Below are 23,950 nucleotides of genomic sequence, written 5' to 3'. Positions count from 1 at the left end.
GACGACCTGGTAGGCCGCGCTTTCGGTTCATGTCCATTCGTCGTCTTCCAGTGTGATCGCCGCTCAATCACGCGTGTTCGCCGGAAACGCGTCCGCGCCTTTGTGCGCTGCATCGCTGGAAGTGTCGCGAAAGCCACTTTCGCGACACGTGACCGAGCTTCCACGCCGGCTCAATAATCGTCTTCGCTGTCCATGTCGTCCATGGCCTCGAGAGCCGCTCCGAGGTCCTTCTGGCCGGTCCGGAGCCGGACCGAGCCGGACTCCAGTTCGATCCATTCCGTGTCGGTCTCCAGCCTGCCGTCCGGCGTGATCCGCACCTGGCCTTCGGTGACCACGACCGGTTCCCGCATGCTGAGCGACACCGTGGGACCCAGCCGTGCCGCTCCGTTCCGGACCGCGAGGACGATACGAGGTTCGTCCAGTCTCGCGCTTTGCGCCCGGAGGGTCACGTCACGGGAGGAGAGCGCGTGGAGGAAGTCGCCGTAGGACATCGGACCGGTGGTCCAGGCGTCGATCGCGTCCTCCGCGGAGGTCAGGCTGGCCGCCACGACCTCCGCGTGAGGGTAGCGGGGAAGGCGCGAGGCTGTCGCCACCGCGTCTTCGATGCTGGTTCCCCGCATCGGGAAGTACCACCCACGGCCGCCAGGTCCGATGACGGTCTGTGCCCGGTATCGCGGATCGTTGGCCCTGGTCACCGTCAACGGACGGGTCCAGGAGTGCAGGGCGACGGCCTGCTCTTCGGCGGCGGGACTCAGCGGCAGCAGCTCCAGGAAGTCCAGGAGATAGGCGAGTTCGTCCCGCGCGCTGGAGAACCCGGGTGTGTGCCCCACCAGGCGTGGCCGGGTCAGCCGGTCTCCCAGCACGCCGTCAAGGGACGGATTCTCCGCCGCGAGCAGCATCGCGCCGCTGAGTTCGGCGTGCACCTGCCATTCGGACTCGGTGAGCGCGCCGGCCCAGAACCGGAATTCGTAGCGGTCGCTCAGGCGCCAGCGCACATGCGTGAAATTGATCGCATCACTTCGGTCGAAGTTGAGGCCCCGGACGTCGAGGAGTGAGGTGACCTCGGGTGGCGGCAGCGGAGTCGGGCCGACCATTGTGAGCCGCCGGGGCGGCGAAGCGGGACCGTGGTGGTTGCCCAAGCGGTAGAGGACGTCTTCGTATGCCTTGGCCAGCCGCGCCAGCCTGCCATTGGCGGGCAGGCTGAGCTGGTGGTCGAAGCTGAGGTTGACGTGACCGCCTGTCCGTTCGGCGGTCAGCGGTTCGCCCTCGCTGTCGCGGTAGGTCCTGAGGCTGTGCAGCATTTTCGCGACGTCGGTCCAGCTGCCAGGTCCTCCCGGCAGGATCGGCGAACGCAGCTCCCCGCCGCCCTCGTGGACGTCCTCGGTCACCAAGGTCCATCGGCCGGGTTGGGTTTCGGTATCGTGGAAATCCTTGCCGTCGTTCCACTCGAGAAGGCCTTCGGTCTCGAGTTGTTCACCGAGGCTCTTGATATCCCCGTCGAAGTCCTTGCTGAGGAGCTGGAATTCGATCTCCAGCCCGAACCGGGCGTCCGGGTTGCTGGTCACGCCGTCGGGTACGCCGTCCGGATAGAACCGCAGCGGGCTTTCGCCGCGCCCGATCCTGGCGATGGCGGCGTCGTGCAGGGCCTCCATCCGGGTCAGCCGGGCGTCTCGCAGCGCGGCGACGAGGCGGTCGACGCTTTCGAGCTTGGCGGGGAGCCCGGCCGCGTCCCGTGCGGTCAGGTCACGCACGGTGACCCGGCTCAGCGCGGCTTGCCGCTGGTCGATTTCGGCGCGTAGGGCGGGCTCGAAGGTCGCGGGCAGCGCGGTGATATGCCGTTGCGCGTGTTCGAGCCGATCGGACAGCCTCGTGAACAGTCTCGACACGTGGGTCTGCGCAGGAGTGAGCGTCGAGGGGCCGGCTTCCGGGTGACCGGGGCCGAGGGTGAGGGTGCCGGGTGTGGTCGAGGGAACGTGCTGGACGTGACCGTCCGGGGTGATGTGGATGGGGAGACCCGCATGCGCGACGGACAGCCGGAGACCTCCCGCGGCGAAGGAGGGATGGTCTCGCAGGGCCTTGGCGAGCCGCGCGTAGCCGTCGGTTTCGGTGATCCGGCAGGCCCAAAGCCGGATTTCGCCGATCGTGTCCCAGGTCGCGAGCGGGATCGGGAGGGTGGAGATCACCTCGACGAGCTGGTCCGGCGTGTGGGTGATCTCGCCGCCCAGGAAGCCCGGCAGGGAGAAGACGCCGTTGTCGTGATCGACGACGACGCGCAAAACGCCGGGCTCCGGGGTGGGGAAGGCCGCGGCGATGTTCCCGGCGTATCTCTCGTGAACGAAGGCGAACCCGACCTGGTCGGGAAGCGGGATGGCGCGGACCGGCCGGACAGGTGAGCGAGCGGGGATTCCGGAGCTGTCGGGCAAGGGCCGGTGGGCCTGGATTTCGAGCATGGATTCGGCGAGGGCACGGAGACCGCGTCGGGAGCCGGTGATCTGCCGGATACGCATCTGCTTGACGAGCTGGGTGACTCGGTCGGGGTTGCCGGGATCGCGGAGCGAGGCGTCGCGAAGGAGCAGCTCACCGATTCGGCTCTGGACGTCTTGCCGTGCGAAAACCGAGTCGCCGGACAATCGCTCCAGCCGGTCTCCGTTCTTGACGGCTTCGGCGACGACTTTGCCGACGAGGGCCGCCAGGGTGTCGTACGCCCCCTTGATCCCCTCGTCCATCAGGCGGCGGGTCAGCTGTTCGGGAGTGGCGCTCTTGTCGGACCAGGCCGCGGCGTAGGCGAGCTTGTCGATCCAGCCGTGATCCGCCGGATTGTCGGCGTCGAGTGACCGGCCCAGGAACAGTCCGTCCGAAACCAGCGACGGCGGCTCACCTTCGGGACCGGTCTGGGCTCGGTGGTGTCCCGTGCCCAGGGTGTTCGCCTGTGCGAAAGCGGCTTTGCGCTCGGCCAATTCGGCACGCAGCTTACTATTGGTTCCTTCCAGATTGTACGTTCGAACGGCTGTCAGCAAACGGTCGACGCCGTCGTCGGACTTCTGTCTCAGCAGAGCGGGAACAACGGCATCGAGGAGTTCGTCGACCCGCGGATCGTGCTGTCGATCGGCGATGTTCAAGACCGGGCGCCGACGCTGATGCAGTTCGGCGGCCTCGATGGCCTGCTTGGCGGATGCGACCAGCAAGTCCCGGCTGGCGACCAAACCGGCGTGTTCGGCGCGGCGGGCGATCTCCGTCGCCTTTTCGTTCGGATGACTGATCGCCAGCTGCCACAGCACGGCCGTGAAGTCGTTCGGATAGGTCGTCTGGAAACGAAGGTCCTGCGCGCGGCCACGGTAAACGGGTTGCCACAACGATCCTTCGTCCGCGGCTTGGGCCAACGCCGCGGCCACCCGCTCTGCGATCCCTCCCTTTCTGGCGGCACCTTCCCGATACATGTGGAAGCACAAGGTCGCCGATAGGAGGCTTCCGTTTTCCTCGACCACCTTGCGGGCCAACTCGTCGAGGGCACGGTGGTGCTCCTCGTTGCCGGGGTCGAGTTCGCCGGCGCGGATGACGATGGGATTGAATTCCGGTCCGGCGGTTTCGGGGCCCGCCGGCAGGTGGTCGGCAGGCGTTTCCAGCGCTGCCCGGACGTGCTCCTCGAGCGCGGCTTGGGAACCGGAGATGTGCCGCATTCGCGCGTGCCTCCCCAAGCGCTTGACCCGGGCCGGGTCACGCAGTTCGGGCGTCACGCGCAAGATGGTGCCGATCCGGCTCCGGATGGCGTCGTGATGAGCAGGGTTCTCCGAATCCAAAGGGAGAAGCCGGTCTCCGTTGCGGGCAGCCTCCGCGGTGGCCGTTTCGACCAAGCGGAACAGATTCGCCCACGCTCCGGTGACGCCGCCCTCGATCAGGTTCCTGGTCAGGTCCGCGGGCGTCGCGCTCTTGTCGGCCCAGGCCGCGGCGTAGGCGATTTTGTCGATCAGTTCATGATCGGTGAGCCGGTCCGCGTCCAGAGAACGGCCGAGGAACGTTTTGCCGGAGGGTAAGGCCGGTCGGGCGCCCGCGGCTGTTCTTCCACGCCACGCTTCCTGACGCTCGTTCACGAGCCGCTGGAGTTCGGCGTCCTCTCCTCGTACGTTCCTTGCCCGCAATCGCTCGATGATGCTCGCCTGGCTCGAACCATGATCGGTGACAAACCGATCAGCCAGCGCCTCGATCATCGGACGGTGGTCGATTGCCTTCAGGACCAGCTCCGGATGCCGGCGATCATCCGCTTTCGCGGCCTCGATCGCCTTCCTGGCCCCGGCGACAAGAACGTCCGCGGGACCGCTGAATCCGGTTTCGTAGGCGGTTCGCACGATCTGCTCCGCGGTGTCGACGGGGCGGGTGATCGCCTGCTGCCACGACCACACGGTGAACTCGTCGGGCTCGCGCAGATCGAACGTCCCTTGCTGGAGTTCACCTCGATAGAGCGGAGTCCACAGCTCGTCGTTCTTCGCGACGGTTTCCCTGGCCGGCCCGATCACCTTGGCGGCGACCGTGGGGATTCTCAGTGCCGCGCCATGCTCACGCAGATAGCTGAGCAGATGTGCCCGGTTCAGGTCGCCGTACCGATGGAATATTCCGATCGCCGCGCTGGTGAGTCGCGTCGCCGTTTCGGGATCGACGAGTTCGGTGAGATCGTCGGCGGCATGCGGGGCAGCGGCCTGGCGGCGTCTGGGCGCGCCACGGGAAGCTGAACCGAGATCGGTGGCGTTCCGCTTCGGACCGAGGGTGAGAGTGCCCTCGACGCCGGGGTCTGTGGTGTGCACGGCACCTTGAGGAGTGAGGTACACGGGCCTGCCGGGGTGGGCGACGGTGAGGTCGGCGCCGAGGACCGTGCGGACAGCGCGGCCGAGCGTCGTCGCGTGCTCGGGGGTGAGGTCGCAGGTCCAGAGCTCGACGGTTTTGAAGGCGCGCCAGGACCCGAGCCGCGGGTCGAGGTGGTTGAGGACCTCGGCGACTTGACCCGGGCGATGGGGAAGGGGGCGGTGGTCATCGCCGGGAAAGACAAGGTGGCCGCCATCCTGGTGGGTGACGAGACGGAACACGCCGGGTTCGGGAGACGGGAAGGCGTTGAGCACGTTCCGGGTCTGCGGTCCGGTGATGAACGCGACGCCGCCACCACCGGGTAGCGGGATCGCGCGGACCGGCTGCACCGGGGAATGTGTGGGAAGGCCCTGGAGGAGTTCGCGGGGAGTGAGATCAGGGAACAGGGCGGGAGAGCCCTGCACGGCGTCCGGATGGGGCGCGATCGAGACGGTGGTTCCGGGCGGTTCGGTCAGGAACGAGGTGGCGGCCGACGAGAGACCGCGTTCTGCGGGGAGCCCCGGTGTGAGCACCGGGGAACCGTCGCCGTCCGGGACGATGTGGACGCGGCCCCCGGTGTTCGCGGACAGAGCCGTCGGTGCCGTGATGACGCTGGACAGCACGGGACCCCGGTCGTTCCGGGCAGGCGATATCGCCGCTCCCTGTTCTGCGGCGCGGGAGCCGGCTGCCGCGGTGGTGGTCGGCACCGACAGCCGGGCCGGCTGGGTGAGGACGGCCGCGGCCGACGGCCCGCGCTCACGCGCGTCGGCGGCCTGCCACGGGCTTGCCGGGACCATTGCCTTGGTGAGTGGCGGGTCGCCGCCGATCACGGTCGGGGCCGCGGCGTGAACAGATGCCGTTTCCAGTGCCGGCAGGGGCTCCCTGCTCGCCACCACGGCGGTGTACGTCGGGGGAACACCAGCGTCGGCGATCGGGTTCTTCTCCGTGGTCGGGCGGGTTTTCACTTCGGGAACGGTGAACGTGGGCAGGACGGGCGGGTGGATCGCATCGAGCGCGGGGGAGCCCGTGGTGGCGGCTCGTCGTCCGCCGTGGGCGCTGAACGCGCTGACGATGCCGAGGAAGGGGTTGGCACCCGCGTTGCCGGTGAGGACGTTGACGAGCGGCGCGGTGAGCAGCGCGATGCCGACCTGTCCGGTGCCGTAGGCGAGATGGCCGATCGCTTTGAGAGGGCCGGCCAGCTCGGTCAGCAGCACGCCTTCGGGTGCGGTGACGATCTTGCCCGCGGCGGTCTTGACCAGCCGGCCTTCGAGAGAGAAAGCGGTGGAACGGATCAGGCCGGCTCCGGCGTGGAAGAGCCCGGCGAAGCCGCCGCCGAGCAAGCCTCCGACGAGCGATGAGGTCAGCGAACGGGTGTCCCAGCCGTCGCGGAGTCCGTCGGCGACCTGCTGGGCTTGAACGCCGAAGTCGGTGCCCGCCATGAGTCCCGCGCCGATGGCGGCGAATTTCGCGGTCTGCTTCCCGGCCTCGGCCAGACCCCGCAGGATCACCGGCCGCGTGAGCGCACCCAATTCGGTGATCAGGGCGCGCCAGATCGCGCCGATACTGACGCGTGCGGCGGCCAGGACCGGGGCGACGAACAGGGCCCCGATGACCGACACGAGCAGCTCGATGACCGTGGCCAGCGCGAACGCGGCGAACACGACGAACATGACCTTGGTCTTGTAGACGTCCGCGGCGGCGTTCTTCGCCATCTTCGCCAGCTCACCCGCGCTGCCTGCCAGGGCATCGAGACCCGCGGGGACGGTGGAGCCCAGGTAGTGGCCGAAGAACTCTCCCGTCTCGCCTACCAGTGCCTCGGCCGCCGCGATCCCCGCCACCTCGGTCGCGGCCTGGTAAGCGGTGGCCGCCTTCTCGAATTCCGCCCACGCCAGCCACAGCGCCGTCAAGCCCCGGTCGTCACTCTCCGGCCACGAGAAGCCCAGTGTGACCTCGAGGAACTTCCGGACCTCCGGTGCGATGTGCACACCGCCTTCACCCAACGTTGCCTTACCTCTCGACCCGGCGAAGCGGCACCCGAACAGGTCTACTTTGCGCCAACCGAGTGGCTGTTACCGCCGGGTTACGTCCGCACGGGCCGAAAGAGGGGGATTTACTTCACCAGGTGAGAGGACGCGGAAGGATCAGTCCAGCAGCGAGCGCAGCAACGGGCCGATCTGGTCGATCGCGGTGAGGAAACCGTCGTGGCCGTGTGGCGACACGATCTCCGAGATCCCGGCGCAGCCCGGGATTCCGGTGGCCAGCTCGTCGAGCGCGGACGGCCGGTACATCCGGTCACCGGAAAGCCTCGCGACGATCGCCTCGGCCGTGATCCCGGCCAGTGCCGCTGAGACGCCGCCCCGGCCACGGCCGAGGTCGTGGCTGTTCCGCACCCTGGTGAGGGTGACGTAGCTTCCCGCGTCGAACCGGCGCACCAGTTTGTCCGCGTGGTGGTCGAAATACGACTCGATGGCGAAGCGTCCGCCCAGGAACGGATCTTCCCCGTCCTGAGGTCTCCGGCCGAACCGCTGCTCGAGTTCGGCCTCCGCCCGGTAGGCGAGATGCGCGATCCGCCGCGCCGTGCCCAACCCCCGGTGCGGGCCCTCGCCCGGCGGGAGATGGTGGTAGTCCCCGCCATGCCAGCCAGGGCCGGCGGTGATCGCGTGGATCTGCGCCGAGCCCAGGGCGAGATGATCGGGCGGAGTGACGGCGGCACTGCCCAGCACCATGATCGCGGCCACCCGCTCGGGCCAGGTCGCCGCCCATTCGAGCGCCCGGTTGCCGCCCATCGAGCCACCGATCACGGCACGCCAGCGCGAGATCCCGAGCCAGGTGCTCAGCCGTGCTTCCGCCGCGACCAGGTCCCGCAGGGTCAGCAGGGGGAAGCGGCTGCCCCACGGGGTGCCGTCCGGGGCGAGGGAAGCCGGACCGGTGGAGCCTTGGCAGCCGCCGAGGGCGTTCGCCGCGACGATGAAGTACCGGTCGGTGTCGAGCGGAAGCCCAGGTCCGATCAGCGAGTCCCACCAACCAGGGCTGGGGTGTCCAGGGCCGGCTTCTCCCGCGGCGTGACTGTCGCCGGTGAAGGCGTGTTCGAGCAGAACCGCGTTGGTCTTCGACGGATTCAGCCGCCCCCAGGTCTCGAAGGCCAGGGTGAATTCCGGAAGGGTTCCGCCACCCTCCAGCGCGAAGGCGCCGGCGTGAGTGAACCACCGGCGGCGTCCCGGTGGGTCGCCTTCACGCCAGGCACCCGTCGCCGGAGGCGGAGAAACAGCGGTTTTCAGCAAGGTCACAGCTCTTTCCGTTCGGTCTTCTCACAACAGCTTCAGGTCGGACGACCGGTGCACTTGCCGATCGGCGTCGACGATCAGGACCCGGCACCCGGGCTGCGAGGCGGCCCAGGCGATCCCGTCGACACCCATCGCGAAGGCGGCCGTGGCCAACGCGTCCGCCCGAAGCAGGTCTTCGGCGACGATGGTCACCGACAGCAGCCCCTCGGCGGGCCGCCCGGTGCGGCCGTTGAAGATATGCGAACCGCGCTCGTAGCAGGCGGACGTCGCGACGGCGCCGTCGGCCGATTCCACGACGGCGCAGATCTCTCCGCGCTGCTCGGGATGACGGATGCCGATCCGCCAGCCGCGTCCGGGTTCCGGCTCTCCCGCGGTCACCACGTCACCACCGGCGTTGACGCAGAAGACTTCGAGTCCCGCGGATTTCAGGAGCCGGGCGGCCCGCTGGACCGCCCAGCCCTTCGTGATGGCGTTGGGATCGAGCGGCTTGCCCGGTAGCCGCGCCGTGAACGCCCCGCCGGAGAGCTGTTCGTAGTGGTCACAGGTCATCAGGATGTCGAGCAGGTCGTCACTGAGCTCGGACACGGCCAGGTCGCCGCGATCGAAGCGGCTCACCTCACTGTCTGTCCTGAACGGGCTGAATCGTTCGTCGACCTCGTGCAGCCACGCGAAAACGCGCGCGAGCGACGTCAGGTGGTCACCTTCGTCACGGATGTCGACCGAAACCGGCAACCCCATGACCTGCTCGACCCGCTTCACCTCGCGTCCAGCGCGGCCTGAAGGGACTTCAGGTACGACTCGCTCGTCATCGTCGCCCCGGACACGGTGTCGATGGCGGCGCTCTGCGCGGTCAGCGTCGCCTGCTGGAGAGCCTTGACCGCCTCCGCGCCCCTTCCCGGTTCAGGTTGCTGTAGCAGCCGGATCTCCGAGATCCGGTTCTCGGACACCACGAGCTGTACTTGCACCGTGCCGTACTTGTCGGTCTCCGCCGAGCCGTCCACCGTGCGCACGGCCTGCGCGCTCGGCGGTGCCTCCAGTGCCTCGAAGATGTTCGGCGGGGCAGCGGCCGGTGCGGCCGGCTCCGGCGCGGGCGAACCCGGGTCGTAGACGTAGAGACCGATGAACCCCGCGGTGGACAAGGCCACGATGAGGGTGAGGACGGTTTTCTTCATGGGTCGGTCGACTCCCGGCTCAGATCGTGAGGCTGAAGCGCTCGGCGTGCACCTGCTGACGCGGAACCCCGATCTCCCGCAGGCTGCGCAACGTGGCCGAGGTCATGCCGGGCGGGCCGCAGACGAAGACGTCCCGCTCACGGATGTCCGGCACCAGCCGCCACAGGCTGTCCGGTCCGAGCAAGGGGCCGAACGGCCCGGACCGATCGGACGGCCCGGCGAGGACATGGACCGCCGCGCCCCGTGCCCGTGCCAGGCCCCTGATCTCCGGCAGCAGCACGGCGTCCTGTTCGCTCCGGACGCGGTAGACCAGGATCACGTGCCCGGCGATCTCTTCGAGCAGCGCGCGAAGAGGCGTGATCCCGACCCCGCCCGCCACGAGCAGGGCGCGTGTCTTGCGCTGATGCATCGCGGTGAAAGCGCCGTAGGGACCTTCCGCGAACACCCAGGTGCCGACCTTCAGCGAGCGCAGGGACGAGCTGCCGTCACCGGCGGCCTTCGCGGTCAGCCGGAGGGTGCGCCCGTCGGGTGCGGCCGAAAGGGAATACGGATTGGCCTGCCACCACCGGTCCTTGGTCAGGAACCGCCACAGGAAGAACTGCCCGGCCTTGACCGGCATCCGCTCCAGATGCTTGCCGGTCATGTACACCGACACGGTTTCGGCCGACTCCGGAACCACGGCGACGATCCTCAGCCGGTGACGCAGGTTCCGGATCAGCGGCAGCACCAGCCGCCCGACGATGACCGATGCGAGCCCCGTCACCCAGACGAGGTACCAGTAGATCCAGGCGATTCCGCCGGACGCGAACGACTTGCCCAGCATCACCTGATGGCCGAAGCCCAGCACGACCGCGGCGTAGGCGTAGAGGTGGATGAAGTGCCAGGTCTCGTAGGACAGTCGCCTGCGGACGAACCGCGCCGACACGCCTCCGACGAGCACGATGAGCGCGAACGCCACCACCGCGCGGAGAACGCCTTCGAGCTGGGTGATCATCGAAACGAATTCGTCGACGACTCCCTTGTCGTCGAGCTCCGCGTAACCGAAGACGGTGAAGACGAAGTGGGCCACCAACGACCAGAGAAGCCCGATGGCCGTCCAGCGGTGCCAGGTGGTGAGCCGGTCCATGCCGATCCGCCGGTCCAGCCACGGCAGCCGGGCGACGAGGATCAGCTGGAACGTCAGCACCAAGCCGCCGTAGAGGCCGGTGAGCCTGCCGATGTCGACGAGGGTGTTGCCCGAGAGCCCGGCGGCGAAGAAGAGCACGGTCGTCGCGGCGACGTTGGCCGCGATCACGGCGAGAAAGACCACGGTGGCGAGGATTCTGGGCCGGACGGAGGCCAGTGGCCGGTCGGCTGGTCGCATGACTGCGGTCACTCTCGCTTCCCTTCTTCGCGTCGTGGGGCCGTGATGCGGGGATCGGCCAGGATGTGCGCCGATTCGCCCTGGCACCACAGTCGATGATCGGTTCACCGGGCCCCGGTGTGCCAGGTGCGGAAGGGCATCGCCGCTAGCAGTTTGCCCACACCTGTCCGAGTCCACTGTGGATGGACAGCGGGCAGAGGAGCGATAAGGCGACTGAAGGGAGCTTTCCCCTCATCACACGAGAGGAAAGGAAGCGTTGTGAAAGCCACTTTCGCAATGTTCAAGGTTGCGAAAGTGGCTTTCACAACCCCCAAGCCCGTACGCCCACGACCGATCCGCCGCCGTCGCCTCCGTCGCTTTCCGACCGGGCGCACCGTCGGTTCGTGAGGGCTTTCCCTCGGGTTCCCCCCTCGGTTCCCGTTGTCGCGCCGGGCATCGGTGCCGCGACCGAAGATGATCGCTTCAGCCGGTCGCCCGGTCATCCGTGCCACCCGACGACGGAAGTGAGGTCTCGAATGACCCGAGCGGACGGCGGAGCCGAGGAACGCGACTGGCTCATCGAGAGTGTCAGGATCGCCGCCCGCAACGTCGAAGTCGGCGGTGGTCCGTTCGGTGCCCTCATCGTCCGGGACGGCGAGGTGGTCGCCACCGGAGTCAACCAGGTCACCTCCCTGCTCGACCCGACGGCGCACGCCGAGGTGGTCGCCATCCGCCAGGCCTGCTGGAAACTCAAGAGATTCTCACTCGCCGGCTGTGTGCTCGTGTCTTCCTGCGAGCCCTGCCCGATGTGTCTGGCGTCGGCCTTGTGGTCCCGTCTCGAGAAGGTCGTCTACGCGGCCGATCGGCATGACGCGGCGAAAGCGGGCTTCGACGACCTCGCCTTCTACGAACTGTTCGAAAAGCCGCGCGACACCTGGACGGTCCCGGTTTCCGCCCTGCGCGTCCCAGACGCTTGCCTGCCGTTCGAGGCCTGGGCGAGGCAAGCCGACCGTATCGACTACTGACGCAGGAAAGGTTGGCGGTAGTGCGCCGGATCGTGCACCAGCTGTCCTTGAACGAGAACCACTGGCCGATGTTGCCCGGCGTGCGGGAAGCCTTGTCCGAGTCCCTCGGCTCGGTGAACCTGACCGGTGACGCGCTCGCCGCCGGGCTGGAATCACGGCTGGCCGACGAACTCGGGGTGACGGCGGGACAAGTCGTCGCCGGAGCGGGTTCGGGGGCGTTGCTGCAGCAATTCCTTTCCGCGCACTGCGCACCCGGCGACACCGTGGTGCACACCTGGCCTTCGTTCGATCTCTACCCCCTGCTGATCCGCAACGCCGGCGCCGAACCGGTCGCCGTGCCCGGTGACGCCGGGGACCGCCAGGATCTGGACGGGGTCGCCGCGGCCGTTTCCACCCGGACCCGGGTAGTGCTGTTGTGCAATCCCAACAACCCCACCGGTGAGGTACTCGGAACCGGACGCTTGGCTGAATTGCTTGACGCCCTGCCCGCGAACGTCCTCGTGCTCGTCGACGAGGCGTACCGGGAGTTCGCCGAACCGGACGAGATCGCCGACGCGGTGAGCCTGATACCCGATGATCCCCGGGTCGTGGTGGTGCGCACCTTCTCCAAATCGCACGGCCTCATCGGCCTGCGTGTCGGCTACCTCGTCGGCGCCGAGAAGGTCGTGGGCCCGGTACGACCGACGACGCCCTTCCATCGCGTGCCCACTCCGGCCCAGGCGGCCGCGATCGCCGCGCTGGACGCCGAAGACCGGATGCGCGAGCAGTGTCGTGAGCTGGCCGCGGAGCGGGACAGGGTCCGCGACGGCCTGATCGACCTGGGCTTAGACGTCCCGCCGAGCGGTGGGAACTACCTGTGGCTCCGCTTCGGGGCGCGGAATCAGGATTTCGTCACGCGTCTGGCCGGGCACGGGGTGGCCGTCCGGGTGGTCGGCGATGCCGGAGTCCGTGTCAGCACTGGACTTCCGGATGCCAACGACGCCGTTCTCGCGGCTGCGTGTGCCTTCGCCGCCGAAGGAGCGACCCGATGATCGAAACCTTGGGGCCAGGGGTCGGCGACCTGTCCGCGATGATCCGCGACGCGCTCGTACGACGGGAGCGGCGAGCGGGTGACCGGTTCGACGAGCTGATCGGTCACGCGCTGGCGGGACCGGGAAAACTGGTGCGCCCCTTGGCGCTCATCGCGTCGGCAGAAGCGGTCGGCGGTTCGGCGGGCTCGGCGCTCTCCGCCGCGATCGCGGTCGAGTACCTGCATGTGGCGTCCTTGGTGCACGACGACATCATCGACGGCGACGACCTGCGACGGGGTCGCCCGTCGGTGCACGCGCGCTATGGGGTCGCCGAAGCCATCGTGACCGGGGACGCGCTGCTGTTCGACCTGTTCGCCATCATCGCCGACGGGGGCTTGCCTGCCGGGACGGTGGCACCGGTGGTCGCCGAAATCGCCCGTGCGGGCAACGACCTGTGCCGAGGGCAGGTACTGGAGTCGGGGCTGGAGCACGACAGCGCACTGGAGGACTATCTCGCGGTAGCCGGTTTGAAGACCGCCGCGCTGTTCCGTGCCGCCTGCCGGGCGGGCGCGCTGCTCGGCGGCGGCTCAACCGGGCAGATCGAACTGCTCGGGAGCTACGGCGAGCACACCGGGATCGCCTACCAGATGTACGACGACTGCCTGCCCTATCTCGCGGACACCGCCCGCGCCGGCAAACCCGCCGTGAGCGACGCGGCCAACCTCCGTCCGACCTGGCCGGTCCTGCTCGCGTATCGCGAGGGGGAACCGAAGCACCGGCGACTGATCGAAACCGCGCTGTCGGGGACACTCCCGCCTGAAGAGACGTTCAGGTCGCTCCGCATCGCCGTGCTGGCGAGCGGCGGCCTGGATTCCGCCTGCCGGAGCGCACGGGAGCACGCCGGCCGGGCGAGGGCACGGTTGAGGGAACTGCCGGTGGCCGCGGCGGCGGCCCGGCTCGCCGGGATCACCGACCGCGCCGTGGACCGTGACCGCTGATCGCCCCGCGCGCCGCGCGCTCCGCGAGGTCGCCGCGGCCCATTGGCAGACCTGGCGGCCGTACACGACCTGCTACCCGGCCCTGCTGGGTCTCGCGGGAGCGTTGGCAGCGGGCGGGCGACGGCCCGTCGAGCTCTTCGTCGCCGTACTGGCGCCGGTCCTGGGCTGGCTGTCCGGGCACTACCTCGGCGATCACTTCGACCGGCACCTGGACGCGATCGCGAAACCACAGCGGCCCATCCCGTCCGGGCGGTTGTCGCCCGCCGTGGCGCTGGCCTGCGGGATCGGCTGCGCGGCGACGTCACTGGCGGCTTTGATCGCGGTGAACTGGCGGATTTTGCCGGTCTTCGCCTTGGCGATGGGCGGGATCGTCGCCTACAGCGCCGTGTTCAAGCGGAGGGGCTTCGCCGGAAACCTCAGCCGGGGGGTGCTGTCGGCGCTCGCGCTGACGATCGGCGCGATGACCGTGACCACCTGGCCGCCTTGGACACTCGTCCCGGTGGCGCTGGGATTTCTGCTCCACGACAGCGCTTCCAATCTGATCGGCACGGTCCGCGACGTCGAGGGCGATCGTGCGGGCGGCTACCACTCGGTGCCGGTACGCCATGGCGTGCGGGTCGCGGTGCGGCTCGCGGTGGTGCTGTACGTGGCGGGCGTCGCCGCGGTGGGCGCCGGCGCTTTCGTCGCCCGCTTGCCCGGAGACCAGATCGCGTTCGTCGCGATCGCGGCCGTGACCGGTTTCTTTGCGTTCGCGACCGTCCGGCCCACGGCGCTCACCGCGCGGCGGGCGTTGCGTTCGCACGAGGTGCTCGTCGCGGAGCGGCTGGTGCTCGCGGCGGCTGTCACGGCGGGCGCTGTCGGGGCCGGAGTGGCCGCACTGCTGGTGCTGCCCGCCCTCGCTTTCTCGCTCGTCACTCAGGCCCGGATGCGGGCCCGGCACGAGTTCCCGGCAGGGGACGGAGAGGACACGGTTTGAGCTCAGTCCAGTCGGCGAAGGGGAAGTTGTCCACGGCCATCGCGGAGGGAGCGGAGGAGCTGTGGCGGGCACAGCGGCCGGACGGGGTGTTCGACTACGGGGCGAGCACTCTGCGGTCCACCCTCGCGACCGCGGGCGCGATCACGGCGCTGCACTTCGCGGACCCGGGTGGCGCCGCCGACCTGATCGAGGCCGGAGCCGAGCGGCTCCGCCGTGTCCAGAACGACGACGGCGGATGGTCGATGGTCCCCGGGCAGGACAGCGAACCGGGTCCGACCGCGGTGGCCGCGGCCGCGTTGCATCTGGTGGGGCCCGTCGGTAATGCCGCGGCCGTCGCGGCGGGACGGGAGTGGATGGCCGGTTACGGCGGTCTGGAGGCGATCCCGCATCCGGAGGTGCTGCTGTGGTGCCGCCAGTTCTACGGTATAGCGGGCTGGCTCGACCAGCGGGAGATGCGCCGCTTCCCGCTCGAATTGGCTTTACTGCCAGGACTTTACCGCCGGTTGTTCGATCTCCGGTTGCCGATGGCGTCGGCGCTGGGCCTCGCGCAGACCAGGCACCGGCCCCTGACGCGGCTGCAGCGGATGCTCGCCCGGCGAGCCGAACCCCGGGCAATGCTGGGGATCCGGCAGGCGTTCGAGCACGAGGGCTCGGCGGGGTCGTGGTCCGAGGACGCCTGGGTGACCGGCCTCGTCTGCGTCGGGCTGGCGAGGGCCGGGCTGGGACAGGACATGGTCGACGCCGCCGTCGGCTGGCTGCGGCGCACCATGCACCCCGACGGTTCGTGGACGACCACACCGCTCGATGGCGCGTGGACGATGTACGCGGTCCGCGGCCTGATCGAAGCCGGTTACCGCGACGATCCAAGGCTCGCGGTCTCCCGTGATCTCTTCGTACGTCTCCAGCAGCACCGGCCGTTCCTGGCCTTCGGCTGCCCGCCGGGCTTCTGGGGCTGGTCCGGTCCGAACGGCTGGCCCGCGGTGCTGGAGACCGGCGAGGTCGTCTCCGTGCTGGCCCGGTTGCCGGGTGACGCGCAAGCCGACGCCGTCCGCAAGGGTGTCACGTGGCTCAGCGGCCGTCAGGACAGCCGCGGTTCGTGGAGCCTCTGTGTCCGCAACACCAAGGTGGTCAACAGCGGGCCGTGCCCGATGACGACGGCACAGGCCGTCGGGGCGCTTCTCGACGCGGGTGTCCCCGTCACCGATCGGCGGATCCATCACGCGCTGCATTGGCTCGGCACGGCGCAACTGCCCGACGGGAGCTACGAATCCGTCTGGTATCGGGAGCACACAATGGGGACCGCGGCGGTGCTGGAGACCTTCGCCCGGTGCGGCCGGACCGGTTCGGGGCCCGCGGCACGGGCTCAGGAGTGGCTGGTGCGAGCCCGAAACCCCGACGGTTCCTGGGGTGACGGGCACGGTGCTCCCGGCTCCGCCGAGGAGACGGGATGGGCGGTTTCGGCGCTGCTGACGGCGGGTAAGGATTCCGTCGCGGTGATCGACGGCGTGCACTGGCTCCTCGACGCCCGGACGACCGGCGGCGGGTGGACGCCGCAGCCGGTGCACGAGTACGTGCGCCGGGTCAGCCGGTACGCCAACCCTGCCTTCACCCAGGGCATGGCGTTACGGGCACTGGGCCGGTATCTCGAGGTGACGCGATGAGGCCGGAGCACTACGACGTCGTCGTCTGCGGCGCGGGTGTGGCGGGACTTGCCGCCGCGTGCGCGGTGGGCAGGCTCGGGCACCGGGTCCTGGTGCTGGACAAACGCCTGACGCCCGCACCGGTGGCGAAGGGGGAGGTTCTGCAGCCCGGCTCGCTGGCGGTCCTGCACGAGTGGGGAGTGACCGACGCGCTCGATCGAGCGGGAGCGTTGCGCCTTTCGCGACTGGCCGCCCGCGCCCCGGACGGTGAGCCGCGGATGGTCCTCGACTACTCCCGGCTCCCGGCCGCGCATCCGTGGCTGCTGGCGCACGACTATCCCGTGATCCTCGAAACGCTGGAGGACGCACTGCCCGGCAACGTCGAAATCCGACGGGGCGTGCAGTTCCGGCAACCGCGGTCGACCGCGGGCCGGGTGACCGGGGTCCGATGCGACGACGGCGACCTCTCCGCGTCGCTGGTGGTGGCCGCGGACGGGGTTTCGTCGCGGCTGCGCGCCGCGGTCGGGCTGGACGCGCCCCGGCGGGACTATCCCCACCGGTTGGCCGCGTTCGACCTGCACGGCGTGGCCGTACCGCCGGAATTCACCGCCTACGTCACCGAGAACGGCTTACGCCTGCACTATCCCTTGCCCGGCGGGCGAGTCCGGCTCTACGTCCAGATCGCGCCGGACGAACTCCGCGGTGTCGACGCGGACGGGATGGTCCGGTGGGCGGATCAGGTGCTGGCCGGCTGTCCCGGGCTGGACCCGCTGGCGTCGTCGTTCCGCGCCGCACTGGACCGCAAACAGGTGCTGCCGGTGTCGAGAGCGCTGGCGGATTCCTTGACCGCCCCCGGAATAGCCCTGGTCGGCGACAGCGGTCATCTGGTGCATCCGATGGCGGCACAGGGAATGAACAGCGCGATCGCCGACGCGTACGACCTCGCCGCGAAGTTACGCCAAGGCGGTTCCCTGGCAGACGACGTCGTCGATCACGCGCTGCACCGCTACGACGCCGCGAGACGGCAGAACCTCGGCCATATCGGCCGGACCAGCCACAATGCGGCCCGGATGATCACCGGCGGCAGCAGGATCGGTGACCGCGCGCTGGCGGGCACGGGTGCCAATGACCGCCTCCGGCACGAGGTGACGCACACGATGTCCGGGCTGGGCGTCCGGCGGCTGACCCCGCTGGACCGGCTGCACCAGCTCGGGCTGCCCGACCCGAGGTCGAACCGGTTGCCCGGCTGGGTGCGGTGAACTCATCCGCGCGCGTACTCCAGGACCACGAGACCGTTCGCGCCGTCGAGCCGCGCCCGGCGCACGAGCCCGGCGCCGGTCGCGAGCTCGTCGAAGTCCTCCGGACGGCGCTCCCGGCCGCCCAGCAACGTCAGCGACTGCAGATCGAACGAGGAGTTGTTCTTGGCGTGTTCGGCACCGGCGAGCACTTCGACCACCAGCAGCCGTCCCTTGTCGCCCGCGGCCTCCGCGCAGCGGCCGAGAATCTCGCGGGCGTCCGCATCGGGCCAGTCGGTGAGCACCCGCGAGACGATCACGACGTCGTAGCCCGGCGGCATCGAGGCGAAGAAGCTTCCGCCGAGGAATTCAGCCCGGTCTTTCAGGCCACTGCCGATGAGGAGTTTCTCCGCCTCGGGGCGGACTTCGGGCAGATCCAGCACCGCACCGGTCAGATGCGGATGCGCGGTCAGGATCGCCGTCAGCAGCGATCCGGTTCCGCCGCCCACGTCGAGCACGGTGGACACGGAACCCCAGTCCCAGCGGGCGGCGACCTCGGGCCCGGTCTGCCAGGCGAATCCGGCCATCGTGGCGCCGAAGAACCGCCTCAGCGTTTCGTCGGCCCGGTAGTCGGACCAGAAGTCGGCGCCGTGCACGACCGGGTAGGCGGGCTCGCCGGTGCGGACGGAATGCGGCATCCCACTGTAGGCCAGATCCATCGTGAGGCCGGGGCCGTCGGCGTCGAGCCACGAACGCAGCAGCGCGTTGCGTTCGTCCAGCAGCGCTTGCGACACCGGGGTGAGCCCGTGCCGCCCCGGTTCGGTCTCGGCGAACACCCCGACCTTCACGAGATGGTTGAGCAAGCGGGCGAGCGATGCCGGGTCGGACCCGGATTCCGTCGCGAGCGCGGCGGTCGTCGTATACCCGTCGCGGATCAGTTCGGGCAGCCGCAACGCGACCGCGGTCCGCACCGCGAACGGGGTGGCGAGGTCGACGAGTTCGGCGAGCCTGCTGGTGCCGTCCTGGAGATCCGTGTTCTCGGCCGTCACCGCGGTCCTTTCGGGAAGGAGAAAGAGAAAACTTCGGTATTTCACTGAACAATGCACCGGAAAGCCTTGGCAAGCAAGGGTTCCGGGTCGAATTCGACAGGCGTTCCGCCGAGCCGCGGAACGCGGATCGATACTGCGCGAAAGGAACAAGGAATGGATTCCATCGAGGTACGGCCGGTGACCGGCGCGCTGGGCGCGGAGATCCGTGGGGTGACGTTCGCGGAAATCGACGACGCCCTGTTCGAACGGATCCACCGGTTACTGCTCGACCATCTCGTGCTGTTCTTCCCCGACGAGAAGGGCCTCACGCCCGCCGACCACGAGGCGTTCGGCCGTCGGTTCGGGAGCCTGGAGGTGCATCGGTTCCTGCCGAAGCTGGCCGGGCACGACGAGATCGTCGTTCTCGATTCCGAGCTGGGCGCCAAGGCCGACGTCTGGCACACCGACGTCACGTTCGCGCAATCCCCGCCGATCGCCTCGGTCCTGCAGATCGTGCGATCGCCCGAGGTCGGGGGAGACACCATGTGGAGCAATCAGTACCTCGCCTACGAGGCCTTGTCCGCGCCGATCCGGGAACTGGCCGACGGGCTCACCGCGCTCCACGTCTTCGAGCATCCCAACGGTTCTTTCCGCAGCGAGGCCGAGCATCCGGTGGTGCGGATTCATCCGGAGACCGGCAGGCGCTCCCTCTACGTGAACCGGATGTTCACCCGGCGTGTTCCGCAGCTGACCCCGGACGAGAGCGCGATGCTGCTGGGGCATCTGTTCGCGGTGTCCGAAAGCCCGCAACGGGTCTGCCGCTACCGCTGGACCGAAGGCGCCGTCGCGGTCTGGGACAACCGGGCGACGCAGCACTACGCCGTGAACGACTACACCGAGCGCCGGGTCGGCCGCCGGGTCACCGTGCTCGGCGACGAGCCCAAGGGAGAGGGCGCGCGCTGGCCGCGTCACCGGGTCGCGGAGATGAGCGCGACGGTGGTGAAGGGTTGAGGCAACGCTCTCGGGTGGCGTGAACCCTTCGCCTTACCCCACGACGAACGGAGCATTCGATGAGCGACCACGCCGATTTCCTGGACTCCTACTGGCGTGACCCGCACGCCACCCTGAACCACGCCCGCGAGAACACACCTGTGCGCGAGGTGACCTTCGAAGGGGGGCCGACCTGGCTCGTCACCCGCTACGCCGACGTTCGTTCCGGCCTGGCCGACCCCCGGCTGGCGAAGGATTGGAGGGCTTCGTTGCCGCCCTCCGAGCGGGGTTCGGCGCCGCCGGGTCTGCCCGCGCCGCTCTCCCATATGCTCACCTCGCTCGACCCGCCCGATCACACGCGAGTACGCAAGCTGGTGAGCCACGCGTTCACCGCGCGACGGCTGGCCCGGCTGCGTCCGCGGGTCGAGGCCTTCACCGATGCCCTGCTCTCCGAACTGCCCACCGGTGAGCCGGTGGACCTCGTGGGGCGCTTCGCGATCCGGCTGCCGATGGAGATCATCTGCGAACTGATCGGTGTACCCGAATTGGACCAGGAGGACTTCGCGCACTGGTCGATGGTGCTGATGGACGAATGTCCCGAACCGTTGCTCATCGAGGCGTCGAAGCGGCTGTCGGACTATCTGGAAGAACTCGTCGCGGCCCGTCGGCGTGAGCCCGACGACGCCTTGCTTTCCGAGCTCATCGCGGCTTCCGAAGATGGGGAGCGGATGTCCGACGTCGAGATCGTGGCGATGGCGATGGCCTTGCTGATCGCCGGCCACGAGACCAGCGCGGTCTTCCTCACGAACAGCGTGCGAGTGCTGCTCGGCGATCCCGCCGCGCGGGCACGCCTCGGCTCGCCCGAGACCGCGGGGCCGCTGATCGAGGAGCTCTTACGGTGGCTGTCGCCCGCGCTCAACGCGTCCTCGCGGTTCGCCACCGAGGATCTCGCGATCGGCGGGGTCTCGATTCCGCGCGGTGCCTCGGTCACGCTTTCGGTCGGGGCGGCCAATCGCGATCCGGACCGGTTCCCGAACCCGGACACCCTGGATCCGGAGCGCAATACGACGGGAAACCTCGCCTTCGGGCACGGGCTTCACCGGTGTCTCGGCGCGGCACTCGTGCGGTTGGAGGCCGAAGTGGCGTTGCCCGCCTTGTTCGGCAGGTTCCCGCGGATGCGGGCCGCATCCGGCGATGAGGAGCTGACTTTCCGGCGAAGCGTGCACGTCCACGCACCCCGGACCTTCCCGGTCGTGCTCGACCCGTGAAGGTCCGGGGCGCGGGCAAAGCTGTTCGCGTGATCGGCGGCCAGGTCCGAGGCACGGCCGTGGCTCAGGTGTCCCGTCGTACTCCGTCGTCGTCGAGGTGATCGGCGAAGTCCTCCCAATCCGCGTTGGCGAGCGAAAGGTTGTTTTCGATTTCCTGAATGGCGTGCGGAACGGCGCGGAAAGACCGGCCGGCGGGCACTCCTGCCCAGTCGTCGTCCGGGTCGGGTTCCGAGCCGAGATCCACCACCAGGATCGGGTGCTCGGGGGAGTGGATCGTGATTTCGTCCACGACGAGCATGATCGCGTGTTCGGCACGGTCCACTTCAGATTCCAGCAGGTCGGTACTCGTCATTCCGGTGAAGGCCGGGTCGTCGACATAGCTCACGTTGGCCTCGAACCCGTCCGGCGTGCCCCGGCCGATTCCGGTCTTCACCCGATACCACGCATCGTCGTCGGAGAAGTCGGTCCGGATCACCGGTACGTTCGGCGTGGCAGGCAGCCGGGGCAGTCCGGACGCGGCCGCGGCGCGCTTGCGGTTCGTCTCCGGCCTTCGCCGGTTCGAGGATTTCGCGAACTTGTCGCTGTCGCGTTTGTACCCGTTGCGCCACATGACTTCGCCGTCGGAGTCCAGCATCTCCAGATCGCCGCTGTCACGGAGCACGACCTGCCGGGGATGGAACGGGAAATTCGGCGTGGTGAGGCTGTCCCAGGCCTTGCGGACGCCGCGCACGTCCACCCCGTCGGCCTCGTCCTTGGACCAGCGCAGGAACAGGCCGTCCTCCTCCAGGACGAGGCGGGTGCCGAAAGGATCCGGATACATCGACGGGACGAGATAGAACCAGCGAGTGATCCGGCCCCTGGGACCGTAGAGGAAGGTACCGGCGTGCTGATGGTCGTGCACCAGCACGTACCGGCCGTTGGGAGAGGTGAGGCTCTGGTCGGCCAGGCTCTGCCCGACCAGCATGCGGTCTCCCCGCGCGATGGGCGACGGGGGCCGCGGCACGTCGGTGGTGGCGGTGTCGGTGTGCCAGACGATCTCGCCCGCGCCGTTGAGCAGAACGACGTCGCCGTCGTCGCGGACTTCCAGCAAGACCACACCGCGGTCCGCCGTGCCGGTGGACCGCAACGGAACACCATTTTCATCGTGGGCCACGAGATCGCCGTCCGGCCGCAGGGTGACATCGCTGACGCCGGAGCCGCGCGTCTTCCGACGCCAGTCGCCGGGGCTGAAATCACTCGACCACCACAGCGGCCGCCGATCGTGGTTACGGATGAGAACAAGATCGTCGAAACCGAAGTGTTTCAGGGTGAAAGCGTCGTTGAGTGAGGTCAGGGATTGCCTTCGCAGGCTCTCGCCCGCCCACATGCGATGGCCTCCGGTCATCACGTCGCCATCCTTGGGGAGCGCCGGAAGCGCGCGATCGAAGGACGTGGGAACCTCGGTGCCGGGGAAGCGGCTCAGCCGCTTTCCTCGCCGGTCGGGAAATCCGTCCGGTAACGGGTCCATCGGGATGTCCGGCGCTTGCGGCGCGGCACACGATCCGCGGTAGGCGTGGGGAGCGTGCCCAGCGCGTCGCCGGTAGCCGGTGAACCCGTTCACCGGGGCGAAGAACCGGACGGTCTCGAGTTGCAGGTGGGGAGAACCGTTGTTCCCGACGATGTCGAGGCGGTAGCAGTGGTAGGCCGCGGGGGCGGCGATCCGATAGGTCCTGGTCTCGTGCCGGGCGGTGAACGACTGATGCGAGCGCGTGTCGAGGGTCCGCCACAGGTGCCCGTTCAGGGAGCCGCGCAGGACCCATGCGGCAGGATCCCGGTCAGGCGCGTCATTGGCGGAGGTGAGGAGGTAGTGGTCCACCGTGACCGGTCGTGAGAACTGGAATTCCAGGGACGCACGGTCATGAGGTGCGAACCATTTGCTGGGTGCTTCCTCGATGAGGTTCGCGGCCACCTCGTCCACTTCGTCGTACTCGGCGCTGGCCCAGACCTCGGTCACCATCCTGGTGACATCCGCGTTGCCTGCCGGACCGGCCGAACGGAGGACGATCGAGCACGAGTCGCCCGTCCGGTCGCGCCAGGCCAGCCACGACGGCGCCACGCCGGATCCGTCGTCGATCAGCACTCTGAGCGGTTCCGACGGCCGCCGTCCGGTGACGTCCTCGATCTCCGTGTCGAACGCATGATGTCGCGCATCGCCGCTGTCCGGCGAATTCACCGGCTCGCCGCTGAGTTCGCCTCGTATCTCCAGCACGTCGCCCCCTCCGGTACGGCGATGGCCGCGGCACTCGGCCATACCCGGCGAGAAACCGACCGCGCAGGAAGAACCGTCCGCGGCGCCCCAGGACAGTTCCTCGAGTGCGGCGTTCTCGCCGTCGCCGATGTGTACCAGCAACTCGTGACCCGGCGTCCACTCCGTCGAGCCCGAAGCACGCCACCACACCTGAAAGGTGCTCGACGGTACTGCGCTGAACATGCGTTTCCTCGCTGCGCCTGGCGTCCAGTAGGTGAGGACGCGGGAAGGGTGACGTACTTGAACGCTAAAGTGAGGCGTCCGGCGGTCAAGGGGTGCTCGGCGAAGAAGGTCTTTTCGGTTAAACGATCCGCGCTAACCCCGCCCTGGATCGGGATGCGGGATGCCAAGTCCTGTCATGGTTTTCAATAGCAGGGAGCGGAATTGCCGTTGTTCCGCTTCCGTCAAGGTGGCCATGGCGTGGGCGTCGACCGGTGCGGTCAGTTCCTGTGCTTGTTCCAGGACCGACGAGCCGACCTCGGTGATGGCGATTTCGAGGACGCGACCATGGGTGGGGTGAGGCGAGCGTCGCACGAGTCCGCGGTGCTCCAGGTTCGAGATGGCCGACCACATCGCCTGCGGGGTGACACCGGCGCGGCGGCCGAGTTCGGCGCTGGAGAGCCGGTCGGGGGCGCTGATGGCCAGCTGGGCCAAGGCGGCCAGCTGTGCCTGGGTGAGGTCGAGCGGCCGCAGGGCGCGTTCGATCTGCTGGTTGAGCGTGCTGGAGAGCATTCTGAGCAGATAGGCGACCCGGGTGGCCGGTTCGACGGGCACGTTTTCGTCTCCTGGTCCCACGGACGCCTTTCCTTGCGAGCGTCCTGGCGGTTCGGACACCTTGGCATGTTATCAAGTGGTTGATAAC

General features: G+C 68.9%; 16 protein-coding genes. 8 read left to right on the top strand and 8 right to left on the bottom strand.

Annotated elements, in window-relative coordinates; genetic code table 11:
* Positions 1 to 170: 170 nt before the first annotated feature.
* The 5 genes from DMC61_RS37940 to DMC61_RS37920 all read right to left on the bottom strand — a co-directional run bounded on the left by DMC61_RS37940 (position 171) and on the right by DMC61_RS37920 (position 10,652).
* Positions 171 to 6,818, bottom strand: coding sequence for a hypothetical protein (locus DMC61_RS37940; RefSeq protein WP_125695308.1), 6,648 nt, complete (start codon positions 6,816 to 6,818; stop codon positions 171 to 173).
* A gap of 156 nt (positions 6,819 to 6,974) precedes the next feature.
* Positions 6,975 to 8,114, bottom strand: coding sequence for a homoserine O-acetyltransferase (locus DMC61_RS37935; protein WP_370456445.1), 1,140 nt, complete (start codon positions 8,112 to 8,114; stop codon positions 6,975 to 6,977).
* 27 nt (positions 8,115 to 8,141) lie between these two features.
* Positions 8,142 to 8,876: an FAD:protein FMN transferase gene (locus DMC61_RS37930; protein ID WP_199750199.1), complete on the bottom strand. Its 735-nt coding sequence runs from the start codon at positions 8,874 to 8,876 to the stop codon at positions 8,142 to 8,144.
* The gene (locus DMC61_RS37925; RefSeq protein WP_125695307.1) at positions 8,873 to 9,289 is read right to left on the bottom strand and encodes an FMN-binding protein; all 417 of its coding nucleotides are present in this window, start codon (positions 9,287 to 9,289) and stop codon (positions 8,873 to 8,875) included. Before DMC61_RS37925 ends, DMC61_RS37930 begins: the two co-directional genes overlap by 4 nt.
* 19 nt (positions 9,290 to 9,308) lie before the next feature.
* Positions 9,309 to 10,652, bottom strand: coding sequence for a ferric reductase-like transmembrane domain-containing protein (locus tag DMC61_RS37920; protein ID WP_125695340.1), 1,344 nt, complete (start codon positions 10,650 to 10,652; stop codon positions 9,309 to 9,311).
* Between the two features lie 515 nt (positions 10,653 to 11,167).
* Between DMC61_RS37920 and DMC61_RS37915 the strand changes: the two genes are divergently transcribed.
* From DMC61_RS37915 to DMC61_RS37890, 6 genes are read left to right on the top strand one after another with little or no spacing between them, the layout of a single operon-like run.
* Positions 11,168 to 11,656, top strand: a complete 489-nt coding sequence (locus DMC61_RS37915) for a nucleoside deaminase (protein ID WP_125695306.1) — start codon at positions 11,168 to 11,170, stop codon at positions 11,654 to 11,656.
* Positions 11,657 to 11,676: 20 nt separating this feature from the next.
* Positions 11,677 to 12,687, top strand: a complete 1,011-nt coding sequence (locus DMC61_RS37910; RefSeq protein WP_125695305.1) for an aminotransferase class I/II-fold pyridoxal phosphate-dependent enzyme — start codon at positions 11,677 to 11,679, stop codon at positions 12,685 to 12,687.
* Complete coding sequence (locus DMC61_RS37905) at positions 12,684 to 13,664, top strand: polyprenyl synthetase family protein (RefSeq protein ID WP_125695304.1); 981 nt, start codon at positions 12,684 to 12,686, stop codon at positions 13,662 to 13,664. Before DMC61_RS37910 ends, DMC61_RS37905 begins: the two co-directional genes overlap by 4 nt.
* Positions 13,654 to 14,640, top strand: coding sequence for a UbiA family prenyltransferase (locus tag DMC61_RS37900; RefSeq protein ID WP_125695303.1), 987 nt, complete (start codon positions 13,654 to 13,656; stop codon positions 14,638 to 14,640). The genes DMC61_RS37905 and DMC61_RS37900 overlap by 11 nt, the downstream gene beginning before the upstream one ends.
* A complete protein-coding gene (locus DMC61_RS37895; protein ID WP_125695302.1) occupies positions 14,637 to 16,301 on the top strand; it encodes a prenyltransferase/squalene oxidase repeat-containing protein in 1,665 nt (554 codons plus the stop codon). The genes DMC61_RS37900 and DMC61_RS37895 overlap by 4 nt, the downstream gene beginning before the upstream one ends.
* Positions 16,298 to 17,539 carry an NAD(P)/FAD-dependent oxidoreductase gene (locus DMC61_RS37890; RefSeq protein ID WP_125695301.1) on the top strand — a complete coding sequence of 414 codons (1,242 nt, stop codon included), beginning with the start codon at positions 16,298 to 16,300 and terminating at the stop codon, positions 17,537 to 17,539. Before DMC61_RS37895 ends, DMC61_RS37890 begins: the two co-directional genes overlap by 4 nt.
* Positions 17,540 to 17,541: 2 nt before the next feature.
* Here DMC61_RS37890 and DMC61_RS37885 read toward each other — a convergent pair whose 3' ends face one another.
* Positions 17,542 to 18,564, bottom strand: coding sequence for a methyltransferase (locus tag DMC61_RS37885; protein WP_125695300.1), 1,023 nt, complete (start codon positions 18,562 to 18,564; stop codon positions 17,542 to 17,544).
* Between the two features lie 153 nt (positions 18,565 to 18,717).
* Here DMC61_RS37885 and DMC61_RS37880 point away from each other — a divergent pair, with 153 nt between their 5' ends.
* Positions 18,718 to 19,554 (top strand): TauD/TfdA family dioxygenase, encoded by an 837-nt coding sequence (locus DMC61_RS37880; protein ID WP_125695299.1) that lies wholly within the window; start codon positions 18,718 to 18,720, stop codon positions 19,552 to 19,554.
* A 59-nt stretch (positions 19,555 to 19,613) separates the two neighbouring features.
* Complete coding sequence (locus DMC61_RS37875; protein WP_125695298.1) at positions 19,614 to 20,801, top strand: cytochrome P450; 1,188 nt, start codon at positions 19,614 to 19,616, stop codon at positions 20,799 to 20,801.
* Between the two features lie 64 nt (positions 20,802 to 20,865).
* On the opposite strand, the gene DMC61_RS37870 is transcribed toward DMC61_RS37875, so the two are convergent.
* A complete protein-coding gene (locus DMC61_RS37870) occupies positions 20,866 to 23,271 on the bottom strand; it encodes a hypothetical protein (RefSeq protein WP_125695297.1) in 2,406 nt (801 codons plus the stop codon).
* Positions 23,272 to 23,403: 132 nt separating this feature from the next.
* Positions 23,404 to 23,862 carry a MarR family winged helix-turn-helix transcriptional regulator gene (locus tag DMC61_RS37865; RefSeq protein ID WP_125695296.1) on the bottom strand — a complete coding sequence of 153 codons (459 nt, stop codon included), beginning with the start codon at positions 23,860 to 23,862 and terminating at the stop codon, positions 23,404 to 23,406.
* Between the last annotated feature and the right edge of the window lie 88 nt (positions 23,863 to 23,950).

Origin of the sequence: Amycolatopsis sp. WAC 04169 (assembly GCF_003947535.1) — a bacterium.
Lineage (GTDB): Bacteria > Actinomycetota > Actinomycetes > Mycobacteriales > Pseudonocardiaceae > Amycolatopsis > Amycolatopsis keratiniphila.
Note: the sequence above shows the minus strand (reverse complement) of the source record. Positions and strands in the feature narration are given on the sequence as shown.